Source organism: Pseudoalteromonas sp. BSi20480 (genome assembly GCF_000241365.1).
Classification (GTDB): Bacteria; Pseudomonadota; Gammaproteobacteria; order Enterobacterales; family Alteromonadaceae; genus Pseudoalteromonas; species Pseudoalteromonas marina.
Map to the genome: position 1 here is coordinate 31282 of NZ_BADX01000072.1, position 12986 is coordinate 44267.

Below are 12986 nucleotides of genomic sequence, written 5' to 3' on the forward strand. Positions count from 1 at the left end.
CTTATTTCCACAGATCAGGATCGTGATGTTTGGGCCCTATTTCTTTTATTACTTGCGAAAAGCGATTGGCAAAAATGCCACTGTAGCCCCAAAAAGCAAAAAATAGCGCAGGTATTAAAATTAAAACGCCAATAATTTGCAAACTGTAATGACTATAGTAACCCGCAAAAATAAAAATCACGGCTAGCACAAACAGTGCTACGCCGCGAAAAAACCGCTTTAAACTCAGCTTAGGGTTGCTCCCTAAGCGGTATATAAGAGGCTTTAGCATTTACTTGGCTTAATAGTAAGAGTGCTCGCCAGCTTCGTGATCAGTAATATCTGCAACACCTGTGATCTCGTCAAACTTAGCAATCATTTCTTTTTCGATGCCTTCTTTTAACGTTACATCGATCATAGAACACCCATTACAACCGCCACCAAACTGAAGTACTGCAACGCCAGCAGCTGTAATCTCTACTAGGCTTACTTGGCCGCCATGGTTAGCTAGTTGTGGGTTTACTTCTGTTTCAAGCATGTGCTGAACACGTTCGTTTAATGATGCATCATCACCAATTTTACGTGCTTTTGCATTAGGTGCTTTAAGCGTTAGCTGAGTACCCATTTTGTCGGTAACAAAATCAATTTCAGCTTCTTCTAAAAAAGGAGCACTTTCAGCATCAACAACGGCATCAAATCCGTTAAAATTTAAGCGAATATCGTTGTCTTCAACGGCGTCTTCTGGACAATAAGAAACACCACACTCGGCTTGTGATGTACCAGGGTTTACAACAAAAACGCGAATATTGGTCTGTTGTGATTGATCTGCTAATAGTTTAGCAAAATGTGCTTGTGCTGTTTCGGAAATAGAAATCATAAAAACGGCTTTATACCTGACTAAATTACTCGGATACTGCATATCATACTCCGCTCATCGTGTTGCGGCTAGTGTTGAGCGTAAAAAGTTGGCATCTATTTTAAGCAATGCTAGCGTGCAATTAACAAACATTTTTAGAGTGATCTATATGCGTTTATTAATAACAATAATGGTGGTAATGCTGAGCTTTTCAAGTGTAGCAAAACCGCTTTCATACTATTTTGAAGACGATGTTGTATTCGACCCAGCCATTCCTACGCCAGAAGAAGTATTGGGTTATCAAGTAGGTGAGTGGCATGTAAGACACGACCAACTCGTGCGCTACATGGAAGTACTTGCTCAAAAGAGCGACAGAATAAACTTTGAGATAATTGGCCGCACACATGAGCAACGACCACTGGTAATGCTAACGGTTACAGCGCCAAATAAATTAACTCAAATAGAGCAAATACGCCAAGCGCACTTGGCTCGTTTGGGTAATAACAGCAAAAAAGCAAACGATGAACCTGCAGTTGTGTGGATGGGCTACAGTGTGCACGGTAACGAATCATCGGGAAGCAATGCATCGCTTTTAACGGCTTATTACTTAGCTGCAGCACAAGGCGATGAAATAAATAACCTATTAAACAATACCGTTATTTTGCTCGACCCATCATTAAACCCCGACGGACTTGCACGTTTTGCTAATTGGGCAAACAGTAACCGCGGCATGAATTTGTCATCAGATCCTAAAACTCGTGAGCATACCGAAAACTGGCCAAGCAGCCGCACTAATCATTATTGGTTTGACTTAAACCGAGATTGGCTATTGCTACAGCACCCTGAGTCGCGTGCGCGTATTGCAAAATTTCATCAGTGGAAACCAAATGTACTTACCGACTTTCATGAAATGGGCCCAAACAGCAGCTATTTTTTTCAGCCGGGTATTCCAAGTAGAAAGCACCCAATTACGCCAATTGAAAACGTAACATTAACCAAAGCAATTGCTAATTATCATGCCAAAACATTGGATGAAAATAATGCACTGTATTTTACAGAAGAAAGCTTTGACGATTTTTACTACGGTAAAGGTTCAACTTACCCAGACGTGAACGGAGGTATAGGTATTTTGTTTGAGCAAGCAAGCTCTCGAGGCCATATACAAGAGACCATTAATGGCCCTTTAACGTTTCCATTTACTATAAAAAATCAGTTACTAACGAGCTTATCTACCTTTAAAGCGGCGGTTGAAAACCGTCAAGCATTGCTTGACTACCAAGCTAAATTTTATGATCAAGCCGCAGAGCTTGCAGGTGATGAAAACTTTGCAGGTTATGTTGTTGAAGGTGCAAAAGACAGCACCCGAATTACTGACTTTTTAGCGCTATTGGAGCAACATAAAATAAAGGCATTTGAACTTACTAAACCGTTCAAAGCAGGTGGCGTAAACTTTACCACCAACAGCTATTATGTGCCTTTAGCGCAGCCTCAATATCGTCTAGTTAAAGCGATATTTAGCGAGCAAAAAAACTTTGCAGACAATACATTTTACGATGTATCTGGTTGGACATTAGCGCATGCATTCAATCTACCCTTTGCAAAAGTAAAAAGTAACTGGGGGCTAGACGTTGCAGACACACCTTGGAATAAAGCACCTAAAGCGCCCCTAACAAGTTTAGAGTCAGCGTATGCATTTGGTTTTGCATGGGACGACTACTTAGCGCCTAAAATGCTAAATACATTATTAAAGCAAGGTATAAAAGCACGCGTGGCATTGAGCGCCTTAACGGCAAAATCGAGCGCGGGCGACATAAATTTTGAGCCAGGGAGTATTATTATTCCGGCTGGTTTACAAACACAGCAAAACTGGATTTCTTTGTTAAACACTGCGCAAAGTGAATTTGGTATTGCCATAAAACCTATTACAACAGGCTTAACCAGTAAAGGTGCTGATTTAGGTTCACGCTCTATGGCAGTTGTTAAAGCACCCAAGGTTTTACTGATTGGCGGCCAAGGCACTAGCCAGTACGAAGTAGGTGAAGTGTGGTATTACCTAGATAGGTTTGTAGGTGTTGCCCCCACAATTGTTGAAATGACGCGTTTAAGTTCACTTGAGCTTAGTGATTATAGCCATATTGTGTTGGCCCACGGCAATTACAATAGCTTAACAGATGCAGAAAAAGTAGCGATTAAAAGCTGGGTAAGAAAAGGCGGTGTTATTTGGGGCCACAAAGGCGGCGCTAAATTTTTAGTCGACCAGCAACTACTTAAAGCAAATTATTTATCGCGACAGGATTTAGCTGGTGCTTTCAAAACTGAAGGCCTAAGCTATGGCGATAAAGATCATCTAGCGGGGCGTCAGCGTATTGCTGGGGCTATTTTTAACACTAGTGTGGATTTAACGCACCCATTAACCTTCTCACTCACGCGCGACACCTTACCGGTATTTAAAAACAGTACATGGTTACTTGAAGCGTCAGATGCCCCTTTTGTTAATGTACTAACCTACACAAAACGCCCGTTGTTAGCTGGCTTTACTGACTCTGTAAATGTAGAACAAGTAGCTGAAGGCGCTGGTTTAATAGCACATTCGTACGGACGCGGCAGTGTTATTGCTATGACTGACAACCCCGTATTTAGAGGTTACTGGTATGGTACAAGTCGATTGCTTAGCAATGCATTGTTTTTAGGCCATACATTCCGCGCAAATGGTCAGTAACATAAATTAACTAAATTGGCGTTAAACAGGTTGTGAATGCCCACACTTGTTTAGCGCCGGCTTTCCTTAAAGCCTGAGTTGCGGCATTTAATGTTGCGCCGGTTGTCATAATGTCATCAACAATAGCGACTGTTTTACCGCTCATATCTTCAGTACATATAAATGCATTGGTTAGATTTTTAATACGTTTTGCTTTAGTGAGCTGCGATTGCGCATGAGTTTTTTTATTACGAATAAGCGCATTATTTAAAACAACGCGAGAGCACAAACAAGGGTGCCATACTTGGCTTACTTGATTAAAACCTCGCTTTAAAAATCGGCTTTTATGCAAAGGTAAAATTATAAATAAATCAGGAGATTGCGTGCTGTATTTAAAAAACGCATTGAGCTGCCTGTGTACAACCTGCTGAAGTGCTTTTTTGTAATGTATTTGGTTACTAAATTTAAGTTGGGTTAGCCACTGCTCAAATGGAGGGCGGTAAAAAGCGCAAGCAAATAACCTGTCAAATTCGCAGTTAGGAAACATATCAACAATATCAGGTCGGTGAAGTAAATTTGGGTGTTTAGTTACATCTAGTAATGCTAAATCTTCTAAGCAATATTCGCATAAACCTAGGCTTGCACTTACAGGGCTTTTGCACTGTACGCAATACGACGGGAACAGCCAGTTAAACAGACCTTTCATGAGATAGTGCCTTCCATTGCAATCATCTTTTTAAACGTTATTATGAGCCTAAGTTTGGTTAAGAATATGCAAATATGCAAAAAGAGTTAGTACTTTTACATGGTTGGGGAATGAATCAAGGCGTTTGGCAACTCATACAGCCAGAGCTTGAAAACTTATATACAGGAGAAGTGCGTAGCCTTGATTTGCCTGGGTTTGGTAATAGCGCAACCACATTACCAACCCCGTATAATTTGCATGATGCCGCTATGCAATTAAGCCAACAGTTAAAACCTCATTCTATTTTAATGGGGTGGTCTTTAGGTGGTTTGTTTGCTCTATACATTGCAAAACATTGGCCTGAAAAAGTATCGAAGGTTATTTTAGTCGCATCGACACCTTATTTTGCAGAGCATTGTGAATGGCCGGGAATTAGTGAAAAAGTACTAACTCAGTTTAAAGACCAATTGGTTAATCATAGAGAAAAAACCATTGAGCGCTTTTTGGCTATTCAGGCTATGGGAAGTGAGTCAGCGAGAGATGACATAAAGCAGCTTAAACAATTGCTAAATCAATATTCAGCACCCAACAGTGAGGCGTTAGCGGCCGGTTTAGATATTTTACAAAATAATGATTTACGCGATTTATTTGCAACGTGTCCGGTAAAAATTATGGGTGTATTTGGTCGCTTAGATGCATTAGTGCCGTATAAAGCAATAGCTAAAATGTCAGTACTAAATGCTGAGTTTGAATACCAAGTAATAGATAAAGCATCTCATGCTCCGTTTATTTCTCACAAAAATGAGTTTTTATCTATCGTTAAATCAATGCTTTAAAAATGCGACGATAATTGCGTCCCGTAAAGCTTTATTTTGCGCACAAACTGAGCGATAATTAAACAATATTTAAGTGGTGGAGGTTTACCATGTCAATCGGATCTGTATTTAATAATGGTGTCGAAGGGTTTAACCGTGCAAGCCAAGGTATTGAAAAGGCCAGCGCAGAAATAAACCGTGCCAGTATAGAACAGCAAGATGATGCGCAACTTGCACAACAGCGACAGTTAGTTGCAGCAACGCCAGACGAAGCAGTAACAGCACCGGTTGCTCAGCCTGCGCGTATTGACGAATCACTTGTTAACCTAAAAGTTGAAGAATTTAACGCTAAAGCTAATGCGCAAACAATTCAAACAGCTGATGACGTACTGGGTACGTTAGTCGACATTAAAGTGTAATTTAATGAATATTGTCACGCCATTTCCATCAATAAATATAAACACAGCCAATGTTTATACGGAAACCGCTCGTCGTGACAATCAACTGCGGGAAGTAATTCCTGCTCCTTCTGCAAATAGCGCAAGTAATACCGAAACCAAAGCGCAAAGCGATGCTGAAAAAGCCAAATTACCAGGTAATAATGAGGGTGCAACGTATAGTGCATCGGGTAAGTTAGCTGACGAAAAAGTGGTTCAAGCGCGCGACGATGAAAACGCCGAGAATCCAGAGGAGTCTGAAGAGCAAAAAGCGCAGCAACAAGAGTCTGAGCAAGAACAGCAAGTTTTAGAGCAAGAGCAGCAGCAAATAAAAGAGCTAAAAGCGCGCGATACTGAAGTGCGTATTCACGAACAAGCTCATGCTTCTGTAGGCGGTAAATATGCGGGTTCGCCAAGTTACGAATATCAACGTGGCCCTGACGGCACTAACTATGCAGTGGGCGGCGAGGTGCAAATTGACGTTGCTGAAATTCCAGGTGATCCCCAAGCAACCATAGAAAAAATGCAAACGGTTAGAGCCGCAGCCCTAGCTCCAGCGGAGCCTTCAGGTGCTGATCGATCAATAGCGGCAGACGCTACTCAAAAGCTGGTAGCAGCTCAGGCTGAACTTGCAGCGCCTCAAAATGAGGAAGACGACAGCGCTGAAAACAATAGCAAAGCATCATTCACAAGCAGTGAAACGCAAGAAACTAAAACGGCAGAAAGTGAAGAGCAAACACGAGATGCAGACGTGGAAGCACGCGCAGGGCGAATTGCTAATTTTTATCAAATGGCAACTTCGCCATCCACACAAAGTGGTTTTTCAGCAACCTCTTAGCGAATAGCCTGAACTTCGAATATTAAACTATTCACAATAAATTATTTTTAATGCTTACTGATTTGAATTAAAAAAACCGCTTTCGCGGTTTTTTTATTTTAAAGCGTAGAGCGCTTTCCGATTTTACTTAAAAGCTAAACATGCTAAATGGCCTGCTATTTTTTTACTTTGGCATTCGCAAATGCATCAGCAAACGCGTTACCCATAACCGCATTACCGCTATCACGTTTAGGTTTAGCAGCTTTTGGTTGCGCATTGTTAGTGCGCGGCTGTTGTTTTTGTGCAGCAGGGGCTGGCTTGTTGCTGGTGTCTATTTCGTCGTTTAAACGCATGGTAAAGCTAATACGTTTACGCGAGGCATCTACCTCTACTACTTTAACTTTTACAATGTCGCCCGCTTTAACTACTTCGCGAGGATCAGATATAAACTTATTAGTAATCGCCGAAATATGTACTAAACCATCTTGGTGAACACCCACATCAACAAATGCACCAAAGTTAGCAACATTCGATACAACACCTTCTAAAATCATGCCTGGTTTTAGGTCACTTATTTTCTCTACACCTGCTTTAAACTCAGCCGTTTTAAACTCTGGACGTGGATCGCGACCCGGCTTATCAAGCTCAGCAATAATATCGGTAACCGTAGGTAAACCAAATTTTTCGTTGGTGTAGTCGTTAGCAACAAGCTTGTTTAAAAATTCGCTGTTACCTATTAATGTGGTTACTTCTGCGTTGTTTTTTTCGCAAATTTGCTTAACAACAGGGTAGGCTTCAGGGTGAACTGATGAGTTATCAAGTGGGTCGCTGCCATTGTTAATTCGTAAGAAACCAGCAGCTTGTTCAAATGCTTTTGGCCCTAAGCGTTCTACTTTTTTTAGCTCACTACGTTTTGTAAATGATCCATTGGAATCGCGGTAATTTACAATGTTTTGCGCTAAGGTTTTGTTTAATCCTGATACGCGTGTAAGTAAAGGAACCGACGCCATATTTAAATCAACACCTACCGAGTTTACACAGTCTTCAACAACGGCTGTCAGTGTTTGTCCGAGTTGGCTTTGCGACACATCGTGTTGATATTGCCCTACACCAATTGATTTAGGCTCTATTTTAACAAGTTCAGCAAGCGGATCCTGCAAGCGACGTGCAATCGATACCGCGCCACGTAATGACACATCTAAGTCAGGAAATTCGTTAGCTGCAAATTCAGATGCCGAGTAAACCGACGCGCCAGCTTCGCTCACCATAATTTTATTAAGTTTTAACTCGGTATTTGCTTTCATTAGCTCAGCAACCAATTTGTCTGACTCGCGCGACGCTGTACCGTTACCAATGGCAATAAGTTCTACTTTGTGTTGGCGGCAAAGTTGCTCTAGTGTACGCAGCGACTTATCCCAATGATTTTGCGGGGCATGAGGGAAAATAGTTTGCGTAGTTAGCAGTTTACCTGTGCTGTCTACAACAGCAATTTTGCAACCGGTACGTAAACCGGGATCAAGACCAAGTGTTGTGCGTGGACCTGCAGGTGCCGCCATTAGTAAGTCTTTTAAGTTTTTAGCAAATACATCAATAGCGCCTGCTTCTGCTTTTTCGCGCATGGCTGCAAAAAATTCGTTTTCTAGGTGTAAACCTAGCTTAATTTTCCAAGCCCATTGCACCACGCTTAAAAGCCAAGCACTCGCTGTTTGGTCGGTAATATTTAAGCGGTAGTGCTGTGCAATCATATTTGCACAAAGTTGAGCAGGGTTTTCAGAACTTGGTTCAGGGTTTACATTTAATTGAAGTATGCCTTCGTTGCGAGCTCGCAGCATAGCTAATGCACGATGAGAAGGAACTTTAGTAAGTAGCTCCTGATGATCGAAGTAATCGCGATATTTAGTGCCCGCTTGTTCTTGACCTTTAATTACCGTGCTTTGTATTGCGCCGTTTTGGCTTATGTGACTTCTTAATTTAGCGAGTAATTTTGCATCTTCGGCAAAACGCTCCATTAAAATAAATTTAGCACCATCAAGCACGGCTTTTGTGTCATCAAAGCCTTTATCAGCATTAATGTACTGCTCAGCGTGTTGCTCAGGATTTAAACTCGCGTCGGTAAATAACGCATCGGCTAGGGGCTCTATACCTGCTTCTATGGCTATTTGGCCTTTGGTGCGGCGTTTTGCTTTATAGGGAAGATATAAATCTTCGAGTTCTGTTTTACTTTGCGCGCTAGTGATGTCGGCTTTGAGCTCTGCGGTGAGCTTCTTTTGAGATTCGATAGTCGACAAAATAAAGCTACGACGCTCTTCAAGTTCTCGAAGGTAAGATAAACGCTGCTCTAGTAAGCGCAATTGAGTGTCATCTAAACCGCCGGTGACTTCTTTTCTGTAGCGGGCAATAAAGGGAACAGTTGCGCCTTCATCAAGTAATTTTGTTGCAGCAACAACTTGTTGTTGTTGTGCATTTAGCTCACTGGCTAAACGTGCAGAGATATCGCTCATGCAAAAACCTTTTTAAACAAAAAATAAGACCAGAAATAAATATCTGGGTCGGCTAATTGCTTGAATAATATCACATGAAGTTGTAATAAAAAGCTCTTAAAGCAAGCTATTTAACTTGCTTTAAGACGGTTGCTTTGGTTGAGATAGTTAAGCGATAAAACAACCTCTAATGAGGGTGGTCTACGCTTTCTAGTACGTCGCTAAACGAAGTGGCAATTGGGCTAATGTGCAGCGGAATATGTAATGTTTTAGCAATTTGGCGAGCTGAAATTAATCCACATATTTCGTTATTGGCTGTTGTTACTAATAAAAACATCGCCCCTTGATGCTCCATTGTTTGCAAAGCATCGCCCACACAGGCATAACTTAAGCTTTGCATGCTGACACCCATTAGCTGGTTTATTGGGGTCATTACATGGCGAAGGCTCACTTCATTTCGCGGTGTATTTAAACGTTGAGCAATAATAGTAATTTTAGCACTTTGTAAATCAGCACTTGAAACAATACCTATTAGCTTGTGGTCGTCATCCATTACTAATACAAAGTCAGACTGCTGGCTGCTCGTTTGTTTTAGGGCATCAGCGATTATTGTTTCGTGCTGTGCTCGAACAGGTTTTTTTTGTGTAAAGTTATTCACCATTTTTAAAGCGGGTGAGGCCAAATCGATTAACGGTTGATTGTCAGCAAATGATTTTGCAATAACACCATGAGAGATATTTTGGGTACGTAATTCTTTAAAGTTAGACATAATATCCACCTATTAGTTAAAATTTAATTAAATTGAAAGTAATAAATTAAATTAAATAACAGGGGGCCCACGTTGGTACGCAGTGCTAAACGGTCTGCTAAAAGATGAACTCTTGTAAAAAGAGTGAGCGCCTTTAGGGAGTGGTTGAGCTGCCTTAAGGGAAGTGACATCAACAAATGAATCTTCGTCAAAGTCAGGAGTTGCCTGATCGGGAATATCTAAGGCAATTAAATTATTTAAAACGGTTGGGTGTTCAAGGTTGGTGTTTTGCTTGCTGGCATGCAAAGTCAAACTCACACTCATAAAAAGTGCAAACAATACGGCATTACTAAATATGCGCTGTACTACGTTTGACATAACCATTACAACCTTTGCTAATCTCACATTAAAATTATGTGCGAGCTATTTATATATAGCCTAATGAGATAATTTAAACAATCAAAAGTTAATATGATCTGAATCAAATACTACTTAGCCGTTTTTTGATATTCAATTGAGTTTATGTACCATTCTTTTTTTCCCTGCGGTGTCATTACTTCAAAATCGTCATCAACTTGTTTTTTAATAAGCGCCCGAGCCATGGGTGAGTCGATAGAAATATAGTCTTTTCTGTCGTAAATTTCGTCTGGGCCAACAATTCTGAACTTTTTTATGTCGCCTTGCTCATTTTCTATTTCGACCCACGCACCAAAAAATACTTTTCCGTCTTGCACGGGGGAGTAATCAATAATATTTAAATCGGGAATACGCTTTCGCAAATAGCGAACACGTCGGTCTATTTGGCGCAGCAGTCGCTTATTATATTGATAGTCGGCATTTTCAGAGCGATCGCCTAAGCTTGCTGCCCAGCTGACTATTTTTGTTACTTCAGGGCGTTTTACATTCCACAGGTGGTCGTGTTCTTGTTGCAGTTGCAAATAGCCTTCACGGGTAATTAAATTTGTTTTCATCGACTTTTAATTATTAGCTCTAATGATGGGCACGGTAATAAACTTAGAAAAATTTGTCGAGCTTAAAGTGTTTAAAGCAGCCATTATTGTTGTTTGAAATGTTCAGTAACAATCTAAGGCCGTAATTAGTTTTTGATTATTTGTTTTTTCATTTATATTAATACTTAATTGGATATAAAAATAAGAAACAGGTAATGGGACACGAAACGACAAAAGTATTGGTTGTAGACGACGATATGCGCTTACGCAGCTTATTGGAGCGTTATTTAGTAGAGCAAGGTTTTATTGTTAGAACCGCTGCAAACTCAGAGCAAATGGATAGGCTTTTAGAGCGTGAAAACTTTCACTTAATGGTTCTCGACTTAATGCTTCCCGGTGAAGATGGCTTATCTATTTGCCGTAGGTTACGCCAAAAAGAAAACGAAATCCCTATTGTTATGCTCACCGCAAAGGGCGACGAAGTCGATCGCATCATTGGTTTAGAGCTTGGCGCAGATGATTACATTCCAAAGCCATTTAATCCTCGTGAGTTACTTGCGCGCATTAAAGCCATATTACGCCGCCGCGCTAAAGAAGTGCCAGGTGCGCCCGCCGCAGAAGAAAACCTAATTGCCTTTGGTAAATTTACGCTTAATTTAGCCACTCGTGAAATGAGCGAAGGCGATAAAACAATATCGCTAACCAGCGGCGAGTTTGCCGTACTTAAAGCGCTTGTGTCACACCCAAGAGAGCCGCTTAGCCGCGATAAACTCATGAACTTAGCGCGTGGCCGAGATTACAGTGCCCTAGAGCGCAGTATTGATGTGCAAGTGTCGCGCCTTCGCCGCATGATTGAAATAGATGCGGCTAACCCGCGTTATATTCAAACTGTGTGGGGATTAGGGTACGTGTTTGTTCCTGACGGTGAAAAGTAGTTTTTATGGGATTTTTTCCACGTAGTGCGTTTGGGCAAACTGTATTTTTGGTAGCGGCGTTATTACTTATAAACCAAGTTGTGTCTTATGTAACAGTCAGTTTATATGTTGTAAAACCGACCATAGAGCAAGTGAATTTAATGCTTGCTAAGCAAGTTAAAACTGTTTTTATTGACTGGGAAGACGGTATAGAAATAAACGACGACTTATCAGAAAAGTTTTTTGAAATAACCGGTATTGATGTCATGACCCAGCGCGAAGCCATGCGCCAAGGGCTTGGTCAAACCCGTGAATACCCCATGCTTTCACGTAGTATGTCTGCGCAGTTAAATGGCTCGGCGCGGGTGCGTATTACGCAAACTGGCCCACTCGTTTATTGGATAGAGGCCCCGCAAGCGCCTGGCTATTGGGTTAAAATTCCGCTTTCAGGGTATCAAGAAAACAACCTCGAATTTTTAACGTTTTACTTATCAAGTATTGGCTTTTTGAGTGTGCTAGGTGGTTGGTTATTTGCACGCCACCTAAACCGCCCGCTTAAAGCACTGCAACAAGCCGCTGTAAAAGTAGGTAAAGGCGATTTTAGCACCAAGCTAGAAGAAGAAGGCTCTACTGAAGTAATAGAAGTAACGCGTGCGTTTAACCAAATGTCGCGCGGTATCGCTGCCCTTGAAAACGACCGGCGTTTACTTATGGCGGGTGTGTCTCACGATTTACGCACACCACTTACCCGCATTCGTTTAGCAACCGAGATGATGAGCGACCAAGACGAGTATCTTCGCGAAGGGATTATTTACGATATTGAAGATATGAACGGTATTATCGATCAATTTATTGAATATTTACGTCACCACAAACGCGAAGAACTCAGTTGTGAAGATATAAACGCGTTAGTGGGTGAAGTCGTTAATTGTGAGTTAAAGCATCAGCGTTCTATAACCTTTAAAAGTAACCCAAGTATAGAGAGTATTCCGCTCAGCAGCGTGGCTATAAAGCGTGTTGTAACTAACATGATTGAAAATGCAATTCGTTATTCTGACGGCGATATAGAGGTACTTAGTTATTATAACTCCAATAAGAAGTATGTGGTCATTGCGGTAAACGATAATGGCCCAGGTATTCCTGAAAGTGAATTAGAGTCGGTATTTGAACCGTTTAAACAAGGTGATGCTGCGCGAGGCAGTGAGGGCAGTGGCCTAGGCCTTGCTATTATTAAGCGTATTGTTGATATGCACGACGGCAAAGTAAAACTTGAAAACCGGCCTGAAGGCGGCTTAAGTGCGCAAATTTATCTGCCTATAAAAATACAAAACTCTGCACAGTAACCTGTGCGGAGTTTTGTATTTGTAACACTTAAATATCTGTAAAACTGATATAACCGTGAAGCTTAAAGTGCTTTAAAGCGGATGGCAGTGCCGCCGCTGGTGGCAAGTGTTAAGTAAAAGTAAGTCATTAACTAAGCTTGTAAACACAAGTCTATATCCCATACACCTAACTCCTAATTATTTTTAAATAGCCGACTACAGTAAACTGTTAACTTTTAAGGTTTAAAATGTTGATGTTTGTTTTTTTTGTTAATATGCGTCGGC

The 12986-nt window shown here is 41.2% G+C and carries 13 protein-coding genes; 6 read left to right on the forward strand and 7 right to left on the reverse strand.

Annotated features, from left to right (window positions below; translation table 11 throughout):
* Position 1 precedes the first annotated feature (1 nt).
* Complete coding sequence (locus P20480_RS10570) at positions 2-271, reverse strand: hypothetical protein (RefSeq protein WP_006793794.1); 270 nt, start codon at positions 269-271, stop codon at positions 2-4.
* 9 nt (positions 272-280) lie between these two features.
* Positions 281-856, reverse strand: a complete 576-nt coding sequence (gene nfuA / locus P20480_RS10565) for a Fe-S biogenesis protein NfuA (RefSeq protein WP_006793795.1) — start codon at positions 854-856, stop codon at positions 281-283.
* Between the two features lie 148 nt (positions 857-1004).
* On the opposite strand from nfuA, the gene P20480_RS10560 reads away from it, so the two are divergent.
* Complete coding sequence (locus tag P20480_RS10560) at positions 1005-3554, forward strand: M14 metallopeptidase family protein (RefSeq protein WP_008129096.1); 2550 nt, start codon at positions 1005-1007, stop codon at positions 3552-3554.
* 10 nt (positions 3555-3564) lie between these two features.
* On the opposite strand, the gene P20480_RS10555 is transcribed toward P20480_RS10560, so the two are convergent.
* Complete coding sequence (locus P20480_RS10555) at positions 3565-4239, reverse strand: ComF family protein (protein ID WP_008129098.1); 675 nt, start codon at positions 4237-4239, stop codon at positions 3565-3567.
* Between the two features lie 74 nt (positions 4240-4313).
* Here P20480_RS10555 and bioH point away from each other — a divergent pair, with 74 nt between their 5' ends.
* From bioH to P20480_RS10540, 3 genes are all read left to right on the forward strand, one after another.
* A complete protein-coding gene (gene bioH, locus P20480_RS10550) occupies positions 4314-5054 on the forward strand; it encodes a pimeloyl-ACP methyl ester esterase BioH (RefSeq protein ID WP_008129101.1) in 741 nt (246 codons plus the stop codon).
* Positions 5055-5143: 89 nt separating this feature from the next.
* Positions 5144-5452 carry a hypothetical protein gene (locus P20480_RS10545; RefSeq protein WP_006793799.1) on the forward strand — a complete coding sequence of 103 codons (309 nt, stop codon included), beginning with the start codon at positions 5144-5146 and terminating at the stop codon, positions 5450-5452.
* Between the two features lie 4 nt (positions 5453-5456).
* The gene (locus P20480_RS10540; RefSeq protein WP_008129104.1) at positions 5457-6308 is read left to right on the forward strand and encodes a putative metalloprotease CJM1_0395 family protein; all 852 of its coding nucleotides are present in this window, start codon (positions 5457-5459) and stop codon (positions 6306-6308) included.
* A 155-nt stretch (positions 6309-6463) separates the two neighbouring features.
* Here the strand turns inward: P20480_RS10540 and P20480_RS10535 are convergent, their stop codons facing one another.
* From P20480_RS10535 to greB, 4 genes are all read right to left on the reverse strand, one after another.
* The gene (locus P20480_RS10535; RefSeq protein ID WP_008129106.1) at positions 6464-8788 is read right to left on the reverse strand and encodes a Tex family protein; all 2325 of its coding nucleotides are present in this window, start codon (positions 8786-8788) and stop codon (positions 6464-6466) included.
* A gap of 166 nt (positions 8789-8954) precedes the next feature.
* A complete protein-coding gene (locus P20480_RS10530) occupies positions 8955-9536 on the reverse strand; it encodes a CBS domain-containing protein (protein WP_008129108.1) in 582 nt (193 codons plus the stop codon).
* Positions 9537-9587: 51 nt separating this feature from the next.
* Positions 9588-9893: a hypothetical protein gene (locus P20480_RS10525; protein ID WP_008129110.1), complete on the reverse strand. Its 306-nt coding sequence runs from the start codon at positions 9891-9893 to the stop codon at positions 9588-9590.
* Between the two features lie 110 nt (positions 9894-10003).
* Complete coding sequence (greB, locus tag P20480_RS10520; protein ID WP_006793804.1) at positions 10004-10486, reverse strand: transcription elongation factor GreB; 483 nt, start codon at positions 10484-10486, stop codon at positions 10004-10006.
* A gap of 194 nt (positions 10487-10680) precedes the next feature.
* Between greB and ompR the strand changes: the two genes are divergently transcribed.
* Together ompR and envZ are read left to right on the forward strand one after the other, a co-directional pair.
* On the forward strand, positions 10681-11400 hold the full coding sequence (ompR, locus tag P20480_RS10515; RefSeq protein ID WP_006793806.1) for an osmolarity response regulator transcription factor OmpR: 720 nt from the start codon (positions 10681-10683) through the stop codon (positions 11398-11400).
* A 5-nt stretch (positions 11401-11405) separates the two neighbouring features.
* Positions 11406-12722, forward strand: a complete 1317-nt coding sequence (gene envZ, locus P20480_RS10510) for a two-component system sensor histidine kinase EnvZ (protein ID WP_006793807.1) — start codon at positions 11406-11408, stop codon at positions 12720-12722.
* Positions 12723-12986 lie beyond the last annotated feature (264 nt).